Consider the following 21,477-nt stretch of genomic DNA (forward strand, 5'->3'; position numbering starts at 1 on the left):
CGGTAGCGCTAAAGGCTGGCGTTGTCGGTCTTGGCGGACAGATCTTTTTCGATCTTCTCGATTTCTTTTTCGAATGCCTGGTCGAGCAGGCTGGCTTTCTTGCGCCACGGCTTGCGTTCCGGATCCGGTTGAGCGGCGTAGGTGATGACTTCACCGCCGTATACATCCTTGTAACGCTGCGCCTGGCGCTCGAGTTCGGCGCGCAGTTCGTCTTTCGTCACGTTATTACCCATGGTTTCTATATGGAGAGGGCGACAACGTAAGACCGGGCGGTCTTACTGCTACGGTCGCCACTTGCGTTTGAAGCGTCCAGCCCCGCCAAGTTCCGGAAATATCCTGGAAGTTATTTCGCTAACTTTGCGGGAGGGCGTCTGATTATCGCCAAAGTTCAGCGAAAGTCCAATGAGTGCAGCATTCTTTATCGGCGCTCAAGTCAAGGCGCTGTACCGCAGGCTGAAGTCGAGTTGCAGGCTCTGATCCTTGTGCAGCAGCTCGAGCCCGGGTCTCCCTGGCAGGTGGTGGGCGTTGACCGGGTGGCTGACCGGTTCGAAACAGAAAAATGCCATGTCCTTAGGGCAGAACAGCAGGTAGAAGTCGCAGCCGCTGGCCTCGATGTCCAGGCGGTAGCCGGCGTCGGCCTGGACGATACTGGCGCGCCCGTCCCAACCGCTGAAGGCGTTGTCGGTGGCGACGTCCGGCAGGGCGCGTGTCTGGCGCAAGTCCCAGTGTTCCGGCAGTTCGCTCAAGTGGGTGGGCAGGCGATCGTCGTCGCAGTGCCAGACGGCCTCGGCATGGGCCTGCAGGCGCGTATGGGGCGTGCGCGGAAAATAGGGGTGCAGACCCAGGCCGTGCCAGTTCGCCGACTCGGCCTTGTGGGTGACGCGCAACTGGATATGCAGGCGACCGTCGTGCAGATGCACACGTTGTTCGGCCTGGTAGGCGAAAGGAACCTGGCTGTCCAGGCGCAACAGGGCTTCGTGCGCCGAGTGTTCGACCACCTGCCAGGCCTGTTGCCAGGCGCTGCCATGGATCGGCAGGGGCGAGTTGTCGGCATTGGCTTCCAGGGCGAGCCAGCCGTGCGGCGTGTCGAAGCCACCCTTGGCGATGCGGTTCGACCAGGGCGCCAGGGGGTAGCAGCCCAGCCGCCGCGGCGTTCCCGCCAGCAGGGCGGCCTGGTCGCTGTGGCGCAGCAAGGGTTGGCCGCTGGCCTTGACTGTCCAGTTGACGATGCTGCCGCCGATTCCGGGAGCCAGGGTGAGGTGCGTCAGACGGTCTTCCAGTTGCAGGGTGGTGACGGGCATGGGCAGTACCTTGTGCGATCGATCGTTCATTGCGTACATCGCCTTATAGATTTTTTTCCGGACTCACTCTGTGTCCAATGCTTGCAGCTTGCAGCTTGCAGCTGAAGATGCGTGTCATCGTACAACCGCCTGATATATGATGGCGCCTTAGCCGCCAGCCGATAAGACCTGCCGATATGGATAATCAGACCCCCCCGCCACGTGTGCGCCGCAAGCATCGCAGCCTCGCTCAGGAGCTGGTGACGGAGCTTTCCCAGCGCATTCGCGATGGCGTGATCAAGCGTGGTGAGAAGCTGCCGACCGAATCGGCGATCATGGAAGAGCAGGGTGTCAGCCGCACCGTGGTGCGCGAGGCGTTGTCGCGGCTGCAGGCTTCCGGGCTGGTGGAGACCCGGCACGGCATCGGCACCTTCGTGCTGGACACGCCGAGCCCCAGCGGTTTTCGTATCGACCCGGCGACCATCGTCACCTTGCGTGAAGTGCTCGCGGTGCTCGAGTTGCGTATCAGCCTGGAAGTGGAATCGGCCGGTCTGGCCGCCCAGCGGCGCAGCCCCGAGCAGCTGGCGGCGATGCGCCAGGCGCTGGATGCGCTGAGCGACAGCGCGGCGCATGAGCGTGATGCGGTGGTGTCCGACTTCCAGTTCCACCTGCAGATTGCCGAGGCGACCGGCAATCGCTATTTCACCGATATCATGAGCCACCTGGGCACCAGCATCATTCCGCGCACACGCTTGAACTCGGCGCGCATCGCCCATGACGACCATGCCCATTACATGGCGCGCCTGGAGCGCGAGCACGAGCAGATCTTCGAAGCCATCGCCCGCCAGGATTCCGATGCCGCCCGTGCCGCCATGCGCCTGCACCTGACCAACAGCCGCGAGCGGCTGCGTCAGGCCCACGAAGCGGCGGAAGTGGTCGCCCAGCAAGCCTGAGCCTTCCAGACCAAGGGGGCCCCTTGGACTCTGTTTACGATCTTGCGGGCCAGGCTCTTCATTACAACGAGAATCGCCATCATGGAGTTGTACCTCTGGTTGACCTTTTCCCTGGCATACCTCGCCACCACGTTGACACCCGGGCCGAACGTGCTGCTGATCGTGCGTAACGCCTTGCGTTACGGGCCATATGCCATGGGGCTGACCTTCGTCGGCAACCTTGTCGCGCAACTGCTGGTGATCAGCGGGGTCGCCTTGGGCGTGGGCGCTATCCTCATTGCCGTGCCCTCGGCCTTTCTGGCCTTGAAGATCGCTGGTGCCGGTTATCTGATATACCTCGGCGTGTGCCAACTGTTCTTCCGTGCCCCAGCCACCGGGGCAACGGGCGAGGTGCCGGCGTTTCCGCCGAGCGCGAAATGGAGGATTGGCGCGGAGGCGTTTCTGGTCTCGGCGAGCAACCCCAAGACGTTGATCTTTCTTTGCGCTTTCTTACCGCAGTTCCTCGATCATGGCCGACCCATTGCAGGGCAGTTTCTGGTGATGTACCTCACCATCGCGGCTATCGTGGTCACCGTCCATTCGCTCTACTGTTACACCGCCTACCGATTCAGCAAGCGCCTCAACGCCGCCCACTGGGCGGCGATATTGAAGCGCATCAGCGGGGCCGTTTTCATTGGCCTGGGCGTGCGGCTTCTCAACACCAAGGCAGTGTGAGCCGAGGTGGCGAACCTCTGATGCCGAAGAGCCGACGTGCAGCAGCCATTGGGCGGGTTCTCAGGCGTCCTTGCGATAGGTCAGCAAGACGATGCCGGCGAGCACGATGGCGCCGCCGAGCATCTGCATGCCGCTGAGTAGCTGATCCAGCAGCAGCCAGCCGAACAGCAGCGTGGCGATGGGCTCCATGTTCATCACCGGGGCGTTCCTGGCCATGTTCAGGCGCGGCAGCGTGACGAACAGCAGGCAGAAGGCGACGCCATAGAGCAGCACCAGCGCGCCCAGGGCCAGCCAGCCGCTGTCGTTGCCCGGCGGGTTCATGCCGCCGGGGATCAGGTCGGCGCTGCCGGCGATGGCCATGCTGGCGAAGACGATCATCAGGGTCAGCATGCTGCGCACCGAACCGCGCAGGTTCGACAGTTTGTGATCGGTGATCCACAGGGCGCAGGCGAACACGCAGGCGGCGAGCAGCGACACGCTCACGCCGATCAGCCACTGCGGGCCGGCGGCTTCGCTCGATCCCAGGCGTGCCGGCAGGTCGAGGGCGAACACCAGGCCGAGCAGAATCAGCCCCATCAGCATCAGCGTGCGCCGGGATGGCGCCGAGCCGCCCAGGGCCCAGGTCAGCAGGGCGAGGATGATCGGGAAGGTGTTGCCGATCAGCAATGCCAGGGCCACGGGAATGCGTGCCACCGCCGAGTACAGGCAGATGCTCTGGGTGGCGATGAGCAGGCCCAGCAGCAGTTGCCAGCGCCAGCCACCGCTGGGCATCCGCAGCGGCTGGCGCTGCCACAGCACGATACCCAGCAGTACCAGCATGGTCACGCCCGAGCGGCAGAGGATGGCCAGCAGCAGGCCGGTGTCGTTGTCGAAGGCGATGCGCGCGGCGATATGGTTGCCGGCGAAGGAGCAGGCCAGCAGGGCGAGCAGCAGCACGGCGATATGGCGGGGGAACAGGGCAGGCGAAGACATGGCGGCAATTTCCGTATTGTTGAGCCGTGCGCGAGGCCGACGGTCAGGTGGCCGTTCTGGTCGCGCTAAAAAAACGGCGGGTCGCGTTGTGCACGCGACCCGCCGCGGGTGTAGCCGTATCAGAGGACGACGCTGGGCAGCCAGAGCGAGATCGCCGGGATGTAGGTCACGGCCATCAGCACCATGAACAGGGCGACGTAGAACGGCAGCAGCGCCTTGACGGTGGCTTCGATGGTCACCTTGCCGATCGCCGCGCCGACGAACAGCACCGCGCCCACCGGTGGCGTGATCAGGCCGATGCCCAGGTTGACCAGCATGATCATGCCGAAGTGCACCGGGTCGACTCCGATGGAGGTGACCACCGGCAGCAGGATGGGGGTGAGGATCAGGATCAGCGGCGCCATGTCCATCACCGTGCCCAGGGCCAGCAGCATGAAGTTGACGCACATCAGGATCACGTAGCGATTGTCCGAGATGGTCATGAACGCGGTGGTGATCTTCGACGGAATCTGCATCAGGGTCATGATGTAGCCGAAGCTGGCGGCGAAGGCGATCAGGATCATCACGATGGAGATGGTGCGCACCGTGCGGTGCATCAGCTTGGGCAGGTCGCGCCACTTGTAGTCGCGGTAGATGAACATGGTGACGAAGAACGCCCACAGCACCGCGATGGCCGCCGATTCGGTGGCGGTGAAGACGCCGGAGATGATGCCGCCGAGGATGATCACCATGGTGAACAGGCCCCAGATGGCGTCCACGCAGATCTTCAGCGCTTGCCTGAGCGGGATGACCTCGCCCTTGGGATAGTTGCGCTTCTTCGCGAAGTACATGCACATGCCCATCATCACGGCGCTGAGCAACAGCCCCGGGCCGATGCCGGCGATGAACAGCGAGGCGATGGACACGGTGCCGCCGGCGGCCAGCGAGTAGATCACCGAGTTGTGGCTCGGCGGGGTCAGCAGCGCCTGTACCGAGCCACTGACCGTGACGGCGGTGGAATACTCGCGCGGATAGCCGTTCTTTTCCATTTCCGGGATCAGCACCGAGCCCACCGAGGCGGTGTCGGCCAGGGACGAGCCGGAGATGGCGCCGAAGAAGGTCGAGGCCATGATGTTGACCAGCGACAGGCCGCCGCGCACGAAGCCCACCAGCACCCCGGCGAAGGCCACCAGGCGGCGGGACATGCCGCCCTCGGCCATGATCGCGCCGGCGAGCACGAAGAACGGAATGGCCAGCAGGGAGAACTTGCTGACGCCGCCGGTGACGGAAATCATCACCGCGTGCAAGGGCATGTCGATCCACCAGGCGCCGATCAGCGCGGCGAGGCCCAGGGCATAGGCTACCGGCATGCGCAGCAGAATCAGCAGTACGAAGCTGCCAAGCAGGATGAGCGCGTCCATTTACACGGCCTCCTTGCTGTCTTCGGTCTGTTCGTAGTTGGTCACCCGGCGATGGCTCTGATCGCCGAACAGCAGCCTTTCGAGGATAAAGATCAGGGTCACGAAGCCACCGATGGGAATGGGGGAGTAGGCGAGGCCTACACGCAGCGAGGTCAGCGTGCTGAGGTACTGGTTCCAGGTGGCCATGCACAGCTTGACGCCCCAGATGAGCATGAACAGGCAGACGGCGGCCATGAGCAGTTCCACCAGCAGGGTGATCGCGCCGTGCCAGGCCTTGGGCAGGCGATCGGTCAGGGAGGTCACGGCCATGTGCGCGCCTGCGCGGTAACTGGCCGCGGCGCCGACGAAGGTGAACAGGGTCATCAGCAGAATGGCCACCGGCTCGGGCCAGCCGGAGCCACTGCCGAGTACGTAGCGGGCGAAGATGCCCCAGGGGATGATCAGGGCCATGACCACGATGGACAGCCCGGCTATCCAGATACAGGTCATGTACAGAGCGTCGGAGGCACGCAAGAAGATGTTCTTCATAGACTTCACCACAGCGTGACGGCGCGGGACGCGCCGCCACGGCATTCGTCGGAGTGATCGGATTACTTGACGGCTTCGATGCGCTGGATCAGCTCGGCGTAAGGCGCGCCGTACTTCTCGCGAACCGGAGCGGTGGCGTCATAGAAGGGCTTGGTGTCGACCTCGATGAACTCCACCCCCGCGGCCTTCAGCTTCTCGACGCTGGCGGCGCTCTTCTCGTCCCACAACTGGCGCTCTTCGAGTTGTGCTTCCTTGGCGAACTTCTTCACCAGCTCCTGCTGTTCGGGCGTCAGTTGTTCCCAGGTGGTCTTGGACATCATCAGCGGTTCCGGCAGGATCAGGTGATGGGTCTGGGTGTAGTACTTGGCGGATTGATAATGGTTGTGCTCGAGCAGGGTCGGCGGGTTGTTCTCGGCGCCGTCGACCACGCCGGTCTGCAGGGCGCTGAAGATCTCGCCGGTATCCATGGCGATGCCGTTGGCGCCCATGGCGTTGAGGGTATCGATGAACAGCGGGTTGCCCATCACGCGGATCTTCATGCCCTTGAGGTCTTCGATCCTGCGTACCGGTTTCTTGGTGTAGATGCTGCGGCTGCCGCCGTCCATCCAGGCCAGGCCGACCATGTTGAATTCGGAGTCGGTGATCTTGTCGAGGATCTCCTGGCCGATTTCGCCGTCGATGACCTTGCGCATGTGCTCGACGTCGCGGAACACGAACGGCATGTTGAACACGTTGGTGTCCGGCACCACCGGGCCCACCGAGCCGAGGCTGACGCGGGTCAGTTGCACGGCGCCGATCTGGGTCTGCTCGATCACTTCCTTCTCCGAACCCAGTACGCCGCCGGAGAACATGCGGTAGGTGATTTCGCCGTTGGTGGCCTCCTCGAGTTTCTTGCCGAGGTTTTCCATGGCGACCACGGTCGGGTAGCCCGCCGGGTGGATTTCCGCGATCTTCAGGGTGGTGGCGGCCTGGGCCAGGCCCGCCAGGCAGAACGCCACGGGAAGCGCGGCGATGAGCAACTTGCGTTTGAAATTCATGGTGAATCTCCATCTTGTTGTTGTAAGTGCGTGCAGCGTTGCAAGAAACCGGAGCGATGGCCGATCAGGCCGGTCTCCGGGTGGGGTCAGAAAGCGAAAGGCGTTTCCTCCAGGCCGGTGACGCCGCTCTGCAGGGCGAACACGCCACCGGCCAGGGGCTGGTCGTGCACATCGCCGCCAGGACGAATCGAGGTGACGAACAGGGTGTCGAGGTTGCGCCCGCCGAAGGCGCACATGGTCGGTTTCTTCACCGGTACGGCGAGGGAGCGATCGAGGCGGCCGGCGGGGGTGAAGCGATGGATCAGGCCGGCGTCATTGGCGCAGATCCAGTAACAGCCATCGGCGTCCACGGCGGCGCCATCCGGGCGGCCCGGGTAATCGTTCATGTCGACGAACAGGCGGCGGTTGTGCGGCATGCCGCTGTCGATGTCGTAATCGAAAGCCCAGATGGCCTGTACCGAGGGGTGCGAGTCGGAGAGATACAGGGTGCGGCCATCGGGGCTGAAGGCCAGGCCATTGGGCACGATGAAGTCATCCAGCAGCGCCGGCAGAGTGCTCTGACCCGCGCCGCTGTAACGGTACATGGCGCCGACGTTGGCCCCCGCGGCCATGTCCATCAGCATGCTGCCCGCCCAGAAGCGGCCCTGACGATCACAGCGGCCGTCGTTGAAACGCATGTTGTCGCGCGCATGGGCCACGCCGACCAGGCGTTCGCCGGCCAGCCTGCCGTCGCTGCCGGCCGTGAGTCGGAACAGGCCACTCTGCATGCCGGCGATCCAGCGACCGTCGGCCGTGCGGGCGATGCAGGCGAGCATTTCATCGGCTTCCCAGCTCTGTGCGCTGGCGTCGGCCAGGCTCCAGCGGTGCAGGCGCCGGGCCGGGATATCGACCCAGTACAGGGCCTGTTCCTGGGCACTCCACACCGGGCTTTCGCCCGTGGCGTTGCGTGCGTCGAGAATCAGTTCGGCGTGCATGGCATATCCGTTCTACGTTGTTGTTCTTGTCGGGCGTGCGCGTCGCGTCGGCTCAGTCGTCGCCGAACGGGCCGCAAGCGACGAAGGCGCCTCCCTGGTAGATCGCTGCCGGATCGTCGGCGGCCGGCAGCGGCTGCGCTTCGATCTTGTCGCGGAACACTTCGGAGCTGTCCTTCGGCTGGAAGCCCAGGTGCGCTGCCAGGTGGTTGTCCCACCACAGTTCCTTGTTCGCCGAGGCGCCGTAGACCACGGTGTGGCCCACGTTCGGCGTGGTCAGGGAGCGCTCGATGAGCTGGGTCAGGTCATCGAAGCTCAGCCAGGTGCTCATCATGCGGCGATTCTGCGGCTCGGGGAACGAGGAGCCGATACGGATGCTGACCGTCTCGATGCCGTAGCGGTCGAAGTAGAAGCTGGCCATGTCTTCGCCGTAGGACTTGGACAGGCCGTAGTAGCTGTCCGGGCGGCGTCCGGCCTGCGCGTCGAGGGTTTCGCTCTGCTTGTAGAAGCCGATGACATGGTTGGAACTGGCGAAGACGATGCGCCTGACGCCATGTCGACGCGCCGCTTCGTAGATGTGGAACACGCCGCAGATGTTGGCGCCGAGGATTTCCTCGAAAGGGCGCTCCACCGAGACGCCACCGAAATGCACGATGGCGTCCACGCCCGCGACGAGCTGGTGCACGGCCTGCTTGTCGGCCAGGTCGCAGACCCGCACTTCGAGAGCGTCGCTGGTGGCGGGCGCCATGTCGGCGATGTCCGAGATGCGAAGAATCGTGGCCAGGGGCTGCAGGCGTTCGCGCAGTACCTTGCCCAGTCCGCCTGCCGCACCGGTGAGCAGCAGGCGATGGAAGGGTGGTTGGGCGTGGGAAGTCGTCGTCATGGCTGGGCTGATTCTCTGGTTGTTATTATTGAGAGATGGTCATCTGTTGTCGTATGACTTGGGCAAATTATCGACATCTCCCGATTCCTTGTCAATGCGCCGGGAAATCGGCCATATCCCCTCGTCATCGCGGTTCAATCGGCTGAACCACACGGGATAGAAGGGCGAACCCTCAGGTTTCGTGGCGCTCGACGGCAGCGGAAATACGCTGAAATCTAAAGGCTACGTTGTCCGACAACAGCGTGTGGCTGGCCGCATTCACCTCCTGGCGCCTTGCACGACGCTCGACGCTTACGAGCGGGCTCGACGGGCCAGCCGCCGCGCGTGGTGCGGATTGACCGCGCCTTCCGGGATTTCCCCGGCCAGGATCAGGCGTGCCTGCTGCACGGTTTGGCGAGCCTGGCAGGCGATGGCTTCCGGCACCATGCCGCCGATATGAGGAGTGGCGAGTACCTCGGCGCGATAGGCCAGCGTGGCGGTCGGCTGATCATCGTAGCCGCGTCCGACGTCGATGGCGGCCCCTGCCAGGTGGCCATCGGCCAGGCAGCTGGCCAGTGCCTCCTCGTCCACCAGGCCGCCCCGGGAGGCATTGATGAAGAACGAGCCCGGCTTCATCTTCGAGAAGAAGGCGCCGTTGGCCATGTTGTCCGTCTCCTGGCTGTAGCGGGCCAGGCAAATCACCTGATCCGCTTCGCCGAGCAGGGTCTCGAGGTCGACGCGCTCGACGCCGGGCGGCGTGTCGACCAGGTAGGGGTCATGGGTCAGCACGCGCAGGCCCAGGGCCTGCAGGACGGGGGTCAGGGTGGCGGCGATGTTGCCGAAGCCGATGATGCCTGCCGTCATGCCGGCAAGCTGTCGACCCATGCGCTGCGCCGGGGTGCGCCTGCGCCGGTAGTCGGCGAAGTAGTGGGGCAGCTCGCGGCTCAGGTTGATCATCTGGGCCACGATCAGTTCGCTGACGGCGTGTACGAAGCTCGGCCCGGCCTGGGTCACCAGTACGCCATGGCGCGAGGCGGCGGCGATATCGATGCTCTTGATGTCCATGGCGCAGCGCAGGAAGGCGACCAACGTGTGGTTTTCGCGGAACAGCCGTTCGGTTCCCGCCGTCGGCTTGTCCGAGATGATCAGCTCGCAACCGCGCGCCAGGTCGAGCAGGTCGTCTTCGCTCAAGTCCGGCTCTTGCTGGCGCAGCACCAGTTCGCCGAGCTGGGCCAGTTCGTTCAGCGCGCTATCGCCGTACCAGGTTGCCCGCGCCGAAGGCGGGTAGGTGAGAAGAATGCGGGGCATGCGCGTGTCTCCTTCAGAAACCGTAGAGCCGGGCCGGATTGCTGACCTCGATCCGCTGGCGTTGGCGGGCGTCCGTTACCCAGTCGCACAGCCGTTCGTGCAGCCGGCGCGTTGTATCGGGGTGGCGCTCGCGCAGTGCCGGATGGGGCCAGTCGGTCGCCCACAGCAGGCGTTCCGGCATCACTGCCAGGCCGTGTTCGGTAAACGCCCGGTAGTGCTCCAGGGCTGCCGGGGAGCAATCGCTGAGCAGGTAGGGCGCGGACAGTTTGATCCACAGGTTCGTCTGCCGTGCGGCCAGCTCGAACAGTGCATCGAGCGTAGCTGCAGCCGTCCTCGGCGAGCAGGAGGCGAAGTGGTCGAGTACCACCGGGCAGCCGATCGTCTCGAGCCGTTCCAGGGCCGCTGGCAGCGCATCCTCCCGCAACAGGAGTTGCAGGTGCCATCCCTGGGGCTGGATCAATTGTTCGAAACGGGGCAGCTGATCCAGCGACGGGCCGTTGGTCGCGAGCGTGTTCAGCCGGACCCCGCGCACACCCCGCTGGTGCAGGCTGTGCAGGTGTTCGAGCGGCGTATCCGGCGCTATGACGGCGACCCCTCGCGCACGGGGTGCGAGCTATTCCAGCGCGTCCAGCAGGCAGCGGTTGTCGGTGCCGTACACGCTCGGCTGTACCAGCACGCAGCGGGCGATCTGCAGGCTGTCGAGCACGGTCCGGTATTCGTCGACCGTGGCGTGGCCGGGGCTGTAGTCGGCCCCGGGCGCCAGTGGATAACGCGCCTGGTCACCGAAGACATGGGCATGGCAGTCGCAGACGCTATGGGTTTCGGGGGGCATGCACGGGCCTCCTTCGGATGCTCGGAGCGCGTCGATCGTCATGCGGGCGCCCGGCTTACTCGACCGCCTCGATGCGTTGGATCAGGTCGGCATAGGCGGCGCCGTATTTATCGCGTACCGGCACGGTGGCTTCATAGAAGGGCTGGCGGTCGACGTCGATGAACTCGACGCCGGCAGCCTTGAGCGCCTGCTCGCTTTCGGCGACCTGTTTGTCCCAGAGCTGGCGCGGTTCCATCTGTGCTTCGCGGGCGAATGTCTTCACCAGCGTCTGGTGTTCCGGCGTCAGCGCTTCCCAGGCGGTCTTGGACATCACCAGCGGCTCGGGAATGATCAGGTGGCTGGTTCTGCTGAAATACTTGGCGACCTGATGGTGGTTCTGCGCGAGCATGACCGGTGGATTGTTTTCGGCGCCGTCGATCACCCCCGTCTGCAGGGCGCTGAAGGTTTCGCCCGTGCTCATGGCAATGCCGCTGCCGCCCAGCGCGTTCATGGTGTCGAGGAACAGGGGATTTTCCATCATGCGCATCTTCTTGCCCTTGAGGTCGGCGATGCTGCGGATGGGCTGTTTGCTATAGAAGTTACGCGAACCGGCATCCATCCAGGCCAGGCCCACCAGGTTGAATTGGGAGTCGGTGATCTTGTCGAGTATCTCCTGGCCGATCTCGCCGTCGATGACCTGGCGCATGTGCTCGCCGTCACGGAACACGAAGGGCATGTTGAAGACGTTCACGTCCGGCACCACCGGCCCCACCACGCCAAGCGACACGCGCGTCAGTTGAATGGCATTCAGCTGCGCCTGCTCGATGGCTTCCTTTTCTCCACCGAGCACGCCGCCGGCGAATATCTGCAGGGTGATCTGGCCGTCGCTGGCGGCTTTCAGCTTCTCGCCCATGCGTTCGATGGCGGTGGTGGCCGGATACCCCATGGGTTGGGTGTCGGCCACTTTCAGGGTCACGGCGCTGGCCAGTGTGGGGACGTTGAAGGCCAGGGGCAGCGCCGTGGCCAGCAGCAGGTGTCTGAGTTTCATGGGCATGTTCCTTCTTGTTGTTGTTTTTGTTGCAGCTATGCATGCACGAGCGAAGCTTGGGCATATGGAACGGCAGCCGATACCGTCTGGGCCCGTTAGCAGGCAGAGGGGGGACGTTTGTAGGAGCGTCGCCCCCGGCGCGATGCGATGGCGGCCATCCCGCAAAGTCCGCGTCACGGCCACCATGCGCTGCGAGGTCGCTACACAAGCCTGGTCATCCTCTGCGCTTATCGCTGAATCCGGTGCAAGGGTGCGTCGGCCATGGGCATGCAGACGATTTATCGTCATCTGTCGTCATATGACCAAATATGCGCAGCTGTGCCGATCCTTGTCAACGCCATGCCTGTCAGGAGCGCAGCAGGGGGCTCTGGCTTCCTTTGGGTGGTGGCAGGGGTCGGCCAGGCGCGTTGAAAAGGTTGGCTTTAATCTATGTTGTACGATAACGTATCTCTACAGCTGCGGCTGACCTTTCCACCACAACTCGCGTTACAGGGTGTTCCCATAATGAATCCACAAGAACTGAAGTCCATCCTTTCTTCCGGCCTGCTGTCGTTCCCGCTGACCGATTTCGATGCCAGCGGTGAGTTCAACCCGGCCGGTTATGCACGGCGTCTGGAGTGGCTGGCGCCCTATGGTGCGACCGCCTTGTTCGCAGCCGGCGGTACTGGCGAGTTTTTCTCCCTGGCGGCCGACGAGTACGCCTCGGTGATCAAGACAGCCGTCGACACCTGTGCCAACAGCGTGCCGATCCTGGCCGGCGTGGGCGGTTCGACCCGGCAGGCCATCCAGTACGCCCAGGAAGCCGAACGCCTGGGCGCCAAGGGCCTGCTGCTGCTGCCGCATTACCTGACCGAAGCGTCCCAGGAAGGCGTGGCCGCCCACGTCGAGCAGGTCTGCAAATCGGTGAAGATCGGTGTGGTGGTCTATAACCGTAACGTCTGCCGCCTGACCGCGCCGCTGCTCGAACGACTGGCCGAGCGCTGCCCCAACCTGATCGGCTACAAGGATGGCCTGGGCGATATCGAGCTGATGGTCTCGATCCGTCGCCGTCTGGGTGATCGCTTCAGCTACCTGGGCGGCCTGCCGACCGCCGAAGTCTATGCTGCCGCCTACAAGGCGCTGGGCGTACCGGTCTACTCCTCGGCGGTGTTCAATTTCATCCCGAAAACCGCGATGGATTTCTATCAGGCGATCGCCCGTGACGATCACGCCACCGTCGGCAGGATCATCGACGACTTCTTCCTGCCTTACCTGGACATCCGCAACCGCCGCGCCGGTTATGCCGTGAGCATCGTCAAGGCCGGCGCGAAGATCTCCGGTTACGACGCCGGCCCCGTACGTGCGCCGCTGACCGATCTGCTGGCGGACGAGTACGAGCGGCTCGCCGCGCTGGTCAGGGCCCAGGGCGCCCAGTAATACGCTCAGGCGCTGCGTAACGACACGGCCCGACAGCGATGATCCGGGCTGTATCGCTGGCGTCGACCGCTTTACCCGATAACAACAAGCACAGGTAATCGGCTATGCACATCCTTTACTCACGCTTCACCCGCAGCACCCTCGACAATGCCCTGCCGCACCCTGCCGACGCCGTGCATGAACGCCCGGGTATCGATATCCGCAGACCCTGAAGCGCCGTTTTCTGCAACCTATCGACCCGTCAATTCAGGGGACAGTCATGAACGATCAAGCACAGCACGACGACGCGCCACGCATCACCGAACTGCAAGTGATCCCGGTGGCCGGCCACGACAGCATGCTGCTCAACCTGAGCGGCGCCCATGGCCCGCTCTTCACCCGTAACATCCTCATCCTCAAGGACAGCGCCGGTCACGTCGGCGTCGGCGAAGTACCCGGTGGCGAAGCCATCCGCCAGACCCTCGAGGAGGCCCGGCCACTGCTGCTCGGCCAGGGGATCGGCCACTACAACGGCCTGCTCAACCGCGTACGCCAGGCTTTCGCCGACCGTGACTCCGCTGGCCGTGGCCTGCAGACCTTCGACCTGCGCATCGCCATCCATGCCGTAACGGCGGTGGAGTCGGCATTGCTCGACCTGCTCGGCCAGCACCTGGGCGTACCGGTGGCGGCGCTGCTGGGCGAGGGGCAGCAACGCGATGCCGTGGAAATGCTCGGCTACCTGTTCTTCGTCGCCGACCGCGACAAGACCGATCTCGGCTACCGCAGCGAGGACGACGCCGATGAGGCCTGGTTCCGGGTGCGCAACCAGGAGGCGTTGAACGCCGAAAGCATCGTACGCCAGGCCGAGGCCGCCCATGCGCGCTACGGTTTCAACGACTTCAAGCTCAAGGGCGGGGTATTGCGCGGCGAGCAGGAGGTCGAAGCGGTGCGCGCCCTGGCCGAGCGCTTCCCCGAGGCGCGGGTCACGCTCGACCCGAATGGCGGCTGGCTGTTGCGCGAGGCCATTGGCCTGTGCCGCGATCTGCATGGCGTACTGGCCTATGCCGAAGACCCCTGCGGCGCCGAAAACGGCTACTCCGGGCGTGAGGTGATGGCCGAGTTCCGCCGTGAAACCGGACTGCCTACCGCGACCAACATGATCGCCACCGATTGGCGGCAGATGGGCCATGCCATTCAGTTGCAGTCGGTGGACATTCCCCTGGCCGACCCGCATTTCTGGACCCTGCAGGGTTCCGTGCGGGTGGCGCAGATGTGCCACGACTGGGGGCTGACCTGGGGCTCGCATTCGAACAACCACTTCGATATTTCCCTGGCCATGTTCACCCATGTGGCGGCTGCCGCGCCGGGCAAGGTCACGGCCATCGACACCCACTGGATCTGGCAGGACGGCCAGCACCTGACCCGCAATCCGCTGCGCATCGAAGGCGGTCTGGTGCAGGTGCCGCAGACCCCGGGGCTTGGCGTCGAACTGGACTGGGATGCCCTGGCCACCGCCCATGCGCTGTACCGCAACATGGGCCTGGGGGCGCGCAACGATGCCATCGCCATGCAGTACCTGATCGACGGCTGGACGTTCGATAACAAACGGCCCTGCCTGGTCAGGTGAGGGGAGGGCCGATAGGAGCGCTAAAGGCTGGAGGCTGAACGACAAGCAAACCGCATGGGCTCTTTCGTCCAGCCTTCCAGCCTCAAGCGCTTTTGATCGAAGGCCGAAGGCCGCTTGCCCCTTTGAGCAACCACCCAGCCCGTTCGCCCGGATACGACATTTGATCTGCGCTAGGTGTAAACCCATGTGGCCGGTAAGATGCGACTTCCCTTGTGAAGCCGTCTGCCCGCCATGGCGAAGAAAACCACCCGAACTCCATCCACACCCTCCGCCGCCACCGGGAGCCTGACCCTGATCGACGTCGCCAGAGTGGCCGGTGTATCGCCGATCACCGTGTCGCGGGCGCTGCACCGGCCCGAGATCGTCAGCGAGAAAGCCCGTAACAAGGTGCTCGAGGCGGTGCGCCAGACCGGCTACGTGCCGAACATGCTGGCTGGCGGCCTGGCTTCGAACAAGAGCCGGCTGATCGCCATCTTCGTGCCGACCATCGCCCACTCGATCTTCGCCGAAACCGTGCAGTCGCTGATGGATCACCTGACCGCCGCCGGTTACCAGACCCTGATCGGCCTCACCGGCTATAGCGCCGAACAGGAAGAGCGTCTGCTGGCGGCGGTGCTGGGGCGGCGTCCGGATGGCATCGTCCTCACTGGAACCCTGCACACCGCCGAAAGCCGCAACCGCCTGACCGCTGCCGGGATTCCGGTGGTGGAGGCCTGGGATCTGGGCAAGTCGCCCATCGACATGCAGGTCGGCTTCTCCCACGAGAAGGTCGGCAAGGCCATCGCCAGACACCTGCACCAGAAGGGCTATCGGCGTTTCGCCATCGTGTCGGTGGACGACTCGCGGGCGTTGAAACGCGGGCGCAGCGTGGTGGCGCAGTTGAAGAAACTGGGTATCGATGAGGTGCCGATGGCGGTGCTCACGGCGCCCGCGACAGTCGGCTCCGGGCGCGAAGGGCTCAGGCAGTTGCAGGCCGAAGGTCATCGGCCGCAGGTGATCGTCTGCAGTTCGGACACCGTGGCCCAGGGGATTCTCGCCGAAGCGGCCAGCCAGGGCCTGCGCATCCCCGAGCAACTGGCGGTGATGGGCTTTGGCGACCTGTCCAGCGCCGCCCATGTCTTCCCCGCGCTATCGACGGTGAACGTGGATGGCGCGAGCATCGGCAGGCATGTCGCCAGCGCCCTGTTGCAGCGTTTTCGCGAGGGGGCCATGCAGGCGTCTGTCAGCCTGGATACCGGCTTTACCCTGATCGATCGCGCCAGCACCTGAACCTCTCGTCCGCCGGGCGGAAATTGCTGCGATTCGGGCTTGAATGATTGCGCAATCATAGTAAAGTCATTGGTGTGGCACACCCAGTAGTGGCGCGTTTCAGGTTGAATTGATTGCGCAATCATCCGTGCCGTCGATCGCGACGCCGCCACTGCCGCACAATAAGGATAAGAATCGTGAAAAACGCCAGTACCCGCATCGCCTTCCGGCGTCCGCCAACGGACCCCGCACCGCGCTCCATGCCCCTCGAACCGACCACGGGGCAGGGCGCCTTGCCGCTTCCCGGCCGGGATCGTCGAACGCACTAACGCACCCCGTTCCACCCGCTCATCGCCGTCATCCGGTCGGCCTTGCCGTGCCCGATTGCGACCCACAAGAACAAAAGTCGAGGTGATACCCCATGGCAGACACCAAGAAAACCCACGTCCGCTACCTGATCCTGCTCATGCTGTTTCTGGTGACCACGATCAACTACGCCGACCGCGCCACCATCTCCATCGCCGGTTCCAGCATGCAGAAGGATCTGGGCATCGATGCGGTGACCCTCGGCTACATCTTCTCCGCCTTCGGCTGGGCCTACGTCATTGGCCAGATCCCGGGCGGCTGGCTGCTCGACCGCTTCGGCTCCAAGCGCGTGTATGCCGCCGGCATCTTCATCTGGTCGCTGTTCACCCTGCTGCAGGGGTTCGTCGGCATGATGCCGGTGGCCTGGGCCGTGGTGACCCTGTTCGTGCTGCGTTTCATGGTCGGTTTCGCCGAAGCGCCATCGTTCCCCGGCAACGCGCGCATCGTCGCCGCCTGGTTCCCCACCGCCGAGCGCGGTACGGCCTCGGCGGTCTTCAACTCGGCGCAGTATTTCGCCACCGCGCTGTTCGCCCCGCTGATGGGCTGGATCGTCTACAGCTTCGGCTGGGAGCACGTGTTCATGGTCATGGGCGTGCTGGGCATTCTCTTCGCCGGCCTCTGGATGAAGACCATCTACAACCCCAAGGAACACCCGCGCATCAGCGCCGGGGAAATCGAGCATATCGAGCGCAACGGCGGCCTGGTCGACATGGATCAGGCGAACAAGGGCGGCGGCGGGCCGAAGTGGAACTACATCGCCCAGTTGCTCAGCAACCGCATGATGGTCGGCGTCTACCTGGGGCAGTACTGCATCAACGCCATCACCTACTTCTTCCTCACCTGGTTCCCCGTGTACCTGGTGCAGGAGCGAGGCATGACCATTCTCAAGGCCGGTTTCATCGCCTCGTTGCCGGCAATCATGGGGTTCATCGGCGGTGTGCTCGGCGGGATCATTTCCGACTGGCTGCTGCGCCGCGGCCATAGCCTGACCCTGGCGCGCAAGCTGCCCATCGTCTGTGGCCTGATGCTGTCCACCAGCATGGTGCTGTGCAATTACGTGTCGGCCGAGTGGATGGTGGTCGGCTTCATGACCCTGGCCTTCTTCGGCAAGGGGCTGGGCGCGCTGGGCTGGGCCGTGGTGTCCGATACCTCGCCCAAGCAGATCGCCGGCTTGTCCGGTGGCCTGTTCAATACCTTCGGCAATATCGCCTCGATCACCACGCCGATCATCATCGGCTACATCATCAGCGCCACCGGTTCGTTCAAGTGGGCGCTGGTGTACGTCGGTGCCAATGCGCTGGTGGCCGTATTCAGCTATCTGTTCATCGTCGGCCGCATCCAGCGCGTCGTGCTCAAGGATGAAAACGGTCAAGCGCTCAACGACCCGGCTTCGCCCGCGCCGGCGTCGGCCTGAGACAGGAAAAGGAGTAGCCCGATGGAGCTCATTCAACACCAGGACTCGCCGCGTTACATCCGCCTGCACGCCGATGACAACGTGGCCATCGTCATCAACGAGCAGGGCGTCGCCGCCGGCGGGCGTTTCCCCGATGGGCTGGTCACCCGGGAGGCCGTGCCGCAGAGTCACAAGGTCACCCTGGTCGATATCGCCAGGGGGGGCGCGGTGCTGCGTTACGGCACCATCATCGGTCACGCGCTGGAGGCCATACCCCGTGGTAGCTGGGTGCGCGAGGAACTGCTGAGCATTCCCGAGGCGCCGCATCTGGATGATCTGCCCATGGCCACCGAAGGCAGCCGGCAGGTGGAGCCCCTGGAGGGTTATACCTTCGAGGGCTTTCGCAATCCGGACGGTACGGTCGGCACGCGCAACATCCTCGGCGTGACCACTACGGTGCAGTGCGTCACCGGGGTGCTCGAGCACTGCGTCGAGCGGGTGCGCAAGGAACTGCTGCCCAGGTACCCGAACGTCGACGATGTGGTCGCCCTGAGCCACAGCTACGGCTGTGGCGTGGCGATCAACGCGCCGGATGCGGTGGTGCCGATCCGCACCCTGTACAACATCAGTCGCAACCCCAACCTCGGTGGTCAGGCGCTGGTCATCAGCCTCGGCTGCGAGAAGCTGCAGGCCAGCCAGTTGATGGACGGCGATGCGCTGACCAACGGCATGGACGAGGAAGACTGGCTGTTCCGTCTGCAGGATTCCAGCAACGGTTTCAGCGGCATGGTCGAGCAGATCATGGCGATGATCGAGGAGCGCCTGAAGGTGCTCGACCGGCGGCGTCGGGAAACCTGCCCGGCCGCCGAACTGGTGGTGGGCATGCAGTGCGGCGGCAGCGACGCCTTCTCCGGCGTTACCGCCAATCCGGCCCTGGGGGTGGCTGCCGACCTGCTGGTGCGCGCCGGCGCCACGGTGATGTTTTCCGAGAACACCGAGGTGCGTGACGGCATTCATCTGCTGACGCCACGGGCGGTCAACCGCGAGGTGGCCGACGCGCTGGTGCGGGAGATGGACTGGTACGACCGCTACCTCGAGCGCGGCATGGCCGATCGCAGCGCCAACACCACGCCGGGCAACAAGAAGGGTGGCCTGAACAACATCGTCGAGAAGGCCATGGGCTCCATCGCCAAGTCCGGCTCCAGCCCCATCGCCGGCGTGGTCGCGCCGGGCGAGCGGGTCCGCGGCAAGGGCCTGTACTACTGCGCCACGCCGGCCAGCGATTTCATCTGCGGCACCCTGCAACTGGCCGCCGGCATGAACCTGCACATCTTCACCACCGGCCGTGGCACGCCCTACGGCCTGGCCATGGTGCCGGTGATCAAGGTGGCCACGCGCACGCAACTGGCCGAACGCTGGCCGGATCTGATCGACGTGGATGCCGGCCGGGTGACCTCGGGACGGCTGTCGCTGGAGGAACTGGGCTGGGAGATCTTCCAGTTGTATCTCGACGTGGCCAGCGGCAGGACCAGGACCTGGGCGGAACAGCACCGCCTGCACAACGACCTGGTGTTGTTCAACCCGGCTCCGGTGACGTGACCGCGATCCCGCGCGCCGGGATCGGCGCCCTCGGTAGCGCGCATAAGCGCTATCATCCGAGCTTTCGCCAGGAACAGAGGAGAGCAGCATGAGTCGCCCGAACGTGCTTCAGGTCGGTCGCTTCCCGAATCGTTTCAACGAGCGCCTGCAGCGTGACTACCAGCTGACCCGCCTGTGGGAGCAGCCGCAGGACTTCCTCGCCGAGCACGGCGCCACTGTCGATATCGTGGTGACCTCGGCCCGCTATGGCTGCTCGGCCGAGCAACTGGCGCAGATGCCCAACCTGCGCGCGATCTGCAGCTTCGGGGTCGGCTACGACTCGATCGCCGTGGAACAGGCCAAGGCCCGTGGCATCCAGATCAGCACCACGCCGGACGTGCTCAACGATTGCGTGGCCGATCTGGCCATGGGCCTGATCATCGACAGCGCCCGGCAGATGTCGGCGTCCGACCAGCATGTGCGCCAGGGCAAATGGCTCAAGGGCCAGTACCCGCTGACCCGCAAGGTCAGCGGCAAGAACCTGGGCATCGTCGGCTTCGGCCGCATCGGCAAGGACATCGCCAAGCGCGCTGCCGGTTTCGACATGGCGATCCGTTACCACAACCGTCGCCAGGACCCGGGCAGCGACTACGGTTACGAAGCCGATCTCAAGGCGTTGGCGCGCTGGGCCGACTTCCTGGTACTGGCCTGCCCGGGCGGCGCGGCCACCCACCATCTGATCGACGCGGCCGTGCTCGAAGCCCTGGGCGCCGATGGCATCCTGATCAATATCGCCCGTGGCAGCGTGGTGGATGAGCAAGCCCTGGTCGCGGCCCTGCAGGCCGGCACCCTGGGCGGTGCGGGGCTGGATGTGTTCGAGGACGAGCCGCGGGTGCCCGAGGCGCTGTTCACGATGCCCAACGTGGTCCTGCTGCCCCATGTCGGCAGCGCCACCGAGGAAACCCGCCTGGCCATGGAGAACCTGGTGTTCGACAACCTCGATGCCTTCATCGAGCGTGGTGAGCTGGTCACCGCGCTATAGGCGCTGTCCCTTGAGGGCATCTCTTCGTATCCGCGCGAACGGGCTGAATCCGCCGGCGCAAGCGGCCGGTCGTAGGATGGGTGCAACCCATCGGCAATTGATGGGTTGCACCCATCCTACGGGCTGCCTCGCTTCTAGCTTGAAGCTTGCGGCTTGCAGCTCAATGGCTGCCATCCCCATTACGATTGCCCCATTCGCCGCCTCGGGCATATCGACTACCCTGGCCGACATATGACCGTAGACGCCTCAGGCGCCGGGTTTGCTGTCGAGGGCCTTGCAACTGGCGGCGTAGTTCTGGCGGCAGGCGCTCTGGAACAGGCGCCTGGCCTGGTCGGGATCGCGGTCCACGCCTTCTATGCCGCGCAGATAGAGGTTGCCGAGAATGTGCTGGGCCATCGGGTTGCCGCTGCTGGCCGACTGGTTGAGGTACTTGAGCATGGCCGGCGGATTGCCGAACTCCGGATTGTCACGTCCGGTATAGAGGTAGGCGAGGCTGACGGCGGCTTCGGCATGACCCTTGTCGGCGGCCATTTTCCACCAGTACTCGGCCTGCTTGAGGTCCTTCCGCGGTTTGCCGACGAAGTAGAAACTGCCCAGTTGGAACTGGCTGTCGAGGTCGCCACGCTGGGCCTGGCTGCGCAGGCGCTCAAAGTCGCCGTCGGCGGGCTGCTGCTCCGGCGTCGTGGCCGTGGGGGCCTCGGGCGCCGGCGTCCGTTGCTGCGTTTCGTGGTTGACGCAGCCGGCGATCAGCAGCAGGCCACAGGCCAGGGCAAGCAGGGGCGTCGCGGGCATGAATCGGATCATCGGGTATCTCCTGGGGCGGTAGCCGCTGGCGCTGGGTGAGTCGGTGTCGGCTTGGCCAGCGTCAGGGCCTTGATTGTTGTGGGTCTTCGACCCGGCCGCTGGATAACGGTTCGATCCTGGGCGCTCGGATGTGTCCGCGG

19 protein-coding genes and 1 pseudogene are annotated in these 21,477 nt (G+C 64.5%); 8 read left to right on the forward strand and 12 right to left on the reverse strand.

From position 1 onward, the window contains the following. Window positions 1–8: 8 nt before the first annotated feature. Together DNK34_RS22460 and DNK34_RS22465 are read right to left on the reverse strand one after the other, a co-directional pair. Window positions 9–221: a hypothetical protein gene (locus DNK34_RS22460; RefSeq protein WP_131177450.1), complete on the reverse strand. Its 213-nt coding sequence runs from the start codon at window positions 219–221 to the stop codon at window positions 9–11. A gap of 207 nt (window positions 222–428) precedes the next feature. Beyond that, window positions 429–1,301, reverse strand: a complete 873-nt coding sequence (locus DNK34_RS22465) for an aldose 1-epimerase (RefSeq protein WP_131177479.1) — start codon at window positions 1,299–1,301, stop codon at window positions 429–431. Between the two features lie 176 nt (window positions 1,302–1,477). On the opposite strand from DNK34_RS22465, the gene DNK34_RS22470 reads away from it, so the two are divergent. Continuing rightward, a complete protein-coding gene (locus DNK34_RS22470; RefSeq protein ID WP_131177449.1) occupies window positions 1,478–2,233 on the forward strand; it encodes a FadR/GntR family transcriptional regulator in 756 nt (251 codons plus the stop codon). 81 nt (window positions 2,234–2,314) lie between these two features. Beyond that, a complete protein-coding gene (locus DNK34_RS22475) occupies window positions 2,315–2,947 on the forward strand; it encodes a LysE family translocator (RefSeq protein WP_131177448.1) in 633 nt (210 codons plus the stop codon). A 60-nt stretch (window positions 2,948–3,007) separates the two neighbouring features. On the opposite strand, the gene DNK34_RS22480 is transcribed toward DNK34_RS22475, so the two are convergent. From DNK34_RS22480 to DNK34_RS22525, 9 genes and pseudogenes are all read right to left on the reverse strand, one after another. Then, window positions 3,008–3,919, reverse strand: coding sequence for an EamA family transporter (locus DNK34_RS22480; RefSeq protein WP_131177447.1), 912 nt, complete (start codon window positions 3,917–3,919; stop codon window positions 3,008–3,010). Window positions 3,920–4,038: 119 nt separating this feature from the next. Continuing rightward, complete coding sequence (locus DNK34_RS22485) at window positions 4,039–5,319, reverse strand: TRAP transporter large permease (RefSeq protein WP_131177446.1); 1,281 nt, start codon at window positions 5,317–5,319, stop codon at window positions 4,039–4,041. Beyond that, complete coding sequence (locus DNK34_RS22490; RefSeq protein WP_131177445.1) at window positions 5,320–5,847, reverse strand: TRAP transporter small permease; 528 nt, start codon at window positions 5,845–5,847, stop codon at window positions 5,320–5,322. A gap of 62 nt (window positions 5,848–5,909) precedes the next feature. Beyond that, entirely contained in the window at window positions 5,910–6,884 is a 975-nt protein-coding gene (locus DNK34_RS22495) for a TRAP transporter substrate-binding protein (protein ID WP_131177444.1), read from the reverse strand. Window positions 6,885–6,970: 86 nt separating this feature from the next. Continuing rightward, window positions 6,971–7,858: an SMP-30/gluconolactonase/LRE family protein gene (locus tag DNK34_RS22500; RefSeq protein ID WP_131177443.1), complete on the reverse strand. Its 888-nt coding sequence runs from the start codon at window positions 7,856–7,858 to the stop codon at window positions 6,971–6,973. Window positions 7,859–7,910: 52 nt separating this feature from the next. Continuing rightward, window positions 7,911–8,738: an NAD-dependent epimerase/dehydratase family protein gene (locus DNK34_RS22505; RefSeq protein WP_131177442.1), complete on the reverse strand. Its 828-nt coding sequence runs from the start codon at window positions 8,736–8,738 to the stop codon at window positions 7,911–7,913. A gap of 291 nt (window positions 8,739–9,029) precedes the next feature. Then, a complete protein-coding gene (locus DNK34_RS22510) occupies window positions 9,030–10,025 on the reverse strand; it encodes an NAD(P)-dependent oxidoreductase (RefSeq protein WP_131177441.1) in 996 nt (331 codons plus the stop codon). 13 nt (window positions 10,026–10,038) lie between these two features. After that, a pseudogene (locus tag DNK34_RS22515) lies at window positions 10,039–10,899 on the reverse strand (amidohydrolase family protein). A gap of 13 nt (window positions 10,900–10,912) precedes the next feature. Continuing rightward, window positions 10,913–11,884: a TRAP transporter substrate-binding protein gene (locus DNK34_RS22525; RefSeq protein ID WP_131177438.1), complete on the reverse strand. Its 972-nt coding sequence runs from the start codon at window positions 11,882–11,884 to the stop codon at window positions 10,913–10,915. A gap of 504 nt (window positions 11,885–12,388) precedes the next feature. Here DNK34_RS22525 and kdgD point away from each other — a divergent pair. The 6 genes from kdgD to DNK34_RS22555 all read left to right on the forward strand — a co-directional run bounded on the left by kdgD (window position 12,389) and on the right by DNK34_RS22555 (window position 20,533). Continuing rightward, window positions 12,389–13,300, forward strand: a complete 912-nt coding sequence (kdgD, locus tag DNK34_RS22530) for a 5-dehydro-4-deoxyglucarate dehydratase (protein ID WP_131177437.1) — start codon at window positions 12,389–12,391, stop codon at window positions 13,298–13,300. A 259-nt stretch (window positions 13,301–13,559) separates the two neighbouring features. Continuing rightward, window positions 13,560–14,906, forward strand: coding sequence for a glucarate dehydratase (gene gudD, locus DNK34_RS22535; RefSeq protein WP_131177436.1), 1,347 nt, complete (start codon window positions 13,560–13,562; stop codon window positions 14,904–14,906). Window positions 14,907–15,137: 231 nt separating this feature from the next. Next, complete coding sequence (locus DNK34_RS22540; protein WP_131177435.1) at window positions 15,138–16,175, forward strand: LacI family DNA-binding transcriptional regulator; 1,038 nt, start codon at window positions 15,138–15,140, stop codon at window positions 16,173–16,175. 400 nt (window positions 16,176–16,575) lie between these two features. Then, complete coding sequence (locus DNK34_RS22545) at window positions 16,576–17,934, forward strand: MFS transporter (RefSeq protein WP_131177434.1); 1,359 nt, start codon at window positions 16,576–16,578, stop codon at window positions 17,932–17,934. 21 nt (window positions 17,935–17,955) lie between these two features. Then, window positions 17,956–19,512 carry a galactarate dehydratase gene (gene garD / locus DNK34_RS22550; RefSeq protein ID WP_131177433.1) on the forward strand — a complete coding sequence of 519 codons (1,557 nt, stop codon included), beginning with the start codon at window positions 17,956–17,958 and terminating at the stop codon, window positions 19,510–19,512. Window positions 19,513–19,600: 88 nt separating this feature from the next. Then, entirely contained in the window at window positions 19,601–20,533 is a 933-nt protein-coding gene (locus DNK34_RS22555; protein ID WP_131177432.1) for a 2-hydroxyacid dehydrogenase, read from the forward strand. A gap of 246 nt (window positions 20,534–20,779) precedes the next feature. Here the strand turns inward: DNK34_RS22555 and DNK34_RS22560 are convergent, their stop codons facing one another. Next, entirely contained in the window at window positions 20,780–21,337 is a 558-nt protein-coding gene (locus DNK34_RS22560) for a tetratricopeptide repeat protein (RefSeq protein WP_207390737.1), read from the reverse strand. Window positions 21,338–21,477 lie beyond the last annotated feature (140 nt).

Origin of the sequence: Phytopseudomonas dryadis (assembly GCF_004327355.1) — a bacterium.
In the GTDB taxonomy this organism is placed as follows: domain Bacteria; phylum Pseudomonadota; class Gammaproteobacteria; order Pseudomonadales; family Pseudomonadaceae; genus Aquipseudomonas; species Aquipseudomonas dryadis.

Coding starts and splice junctions, on each gene's coding strand:
- DNK34_RS22475 (WP_131177448.1), top strand. CDS start 2,315: ATGGAGTTGTACCTCTGGTTGACCTTTTCCCTGGCATACCTCGCCACC.
- DNK34_RS22540 (WP_131177435.1), top strand. CDS start 15,138: ATGGCGAAGAAAACCACCCGAACTCCATCCACACCCTCCGCCGCCACC.
- DNK34_RS22560 (WP_207390737.1), bottom strand. CDS start 21,337: ATGATCCGATTCATGCCCGCGACGCCCCTGCTTGCCCTGGCCTGTGGC.
- DNK34_RS22545 (WP_131177434.1), top strand. CDS start 16,576: ATGGCAGACACCAAGAAAACCCACGTCCGCTACCTGATCCTGCTCATG.
- DNK34_RS22525 (WP_131177438.1), bottom strand. CDS start 11,884: ATGAAACTCAGACACCTGCTGCTGGCCACGGCGCTGCCCCTGGCCTTC.
- gudD (WP_131177436.1), top strand. CDS start 13,560: ATGAACGATCAAGCACAGCACGACGACGCGCCACGCATCACCGAACTG.
- DNK34_RS22555 (WP_131177432.1), top strand. CDS start 19,601: ATGAGTCGCCCGAACGTGCTTCAGGTCGGTCGCTTCCCGAATCGTTTC.
- DNK34_RS22485 (WP_131177446.1), bottom strand. CDS start 5,319: ATGGACGCGCTCATCCTGCTTGGCAGCTTCGTACTGCTGATTCTGCTG.
- DNK34_RS22490 (WP_131177445.1), bottom strand. CDS start 5,847: ATGAAGAACATCTTCTTGCGTGCCTCCGACGCTCTGTACATGACCTGT.
- DNK34_RS22505 (WP_131177442.1), bottom strand. CDS start 8,738: ATGACGACGACTTCCCACGCCCAACCACCCTTCCATCGCCTGCTGCTC.
- DNK34_RS22500 (WP_131177443.1), bottom strand. CDS start 7,858: ATGCACGCCGAACTGATTCTCGACGCACGCAACGCCACGGGCGAAAGC.
- DNK34_RS22510 (WP_131177441.1), bottom strand. CDS start 10,025: ATGCCCCGCATTCTTCTCACCTACCCGCCTTCGGCGCGGGCAACCTGG.
- garD (WP_131177433.1), top strand. CDS start 17,956: ATGGAGCTCATTCAACACCAGGACTCGCCGCGTTACATCCGCCTGCAC.
- DNK34_RS22470 (WP_131177449.1), top strand. CDS start 1,478: ATGGATAATCAGACCCCCCCGCCACGTGTGCGCCGCAAGCATCGCAGC.
- kdgD (WP_131177437.1), top strand. CDS start 12,389: ATGAATCCACAAGAACTGAAGTCCATCCTTTCTTCCGGCCTGCTGTCG.
- DNK34_RS22480 (WP_131177447.1), bottom strand. CDS start 3,919: ATGTCTTCGCCTGCCCTGTTCCCCCGCCATATCGCCGTGCTGCTGCTC.
- DNK34_RS22495 (WP_131177444.1), bottom strand. CDS start 6,884: ATGAATTTCAAACGCAAGTTGCTCATCGCCGCGCTTCCCGTGGCGTTC.
- DNK34_RS22465 (WP_131177479.1), bottom strand. CDS start 1,301: ATGCCCGTCACCACCCTGCAACTGGAAGACCGTCTGACGCACCTCACC.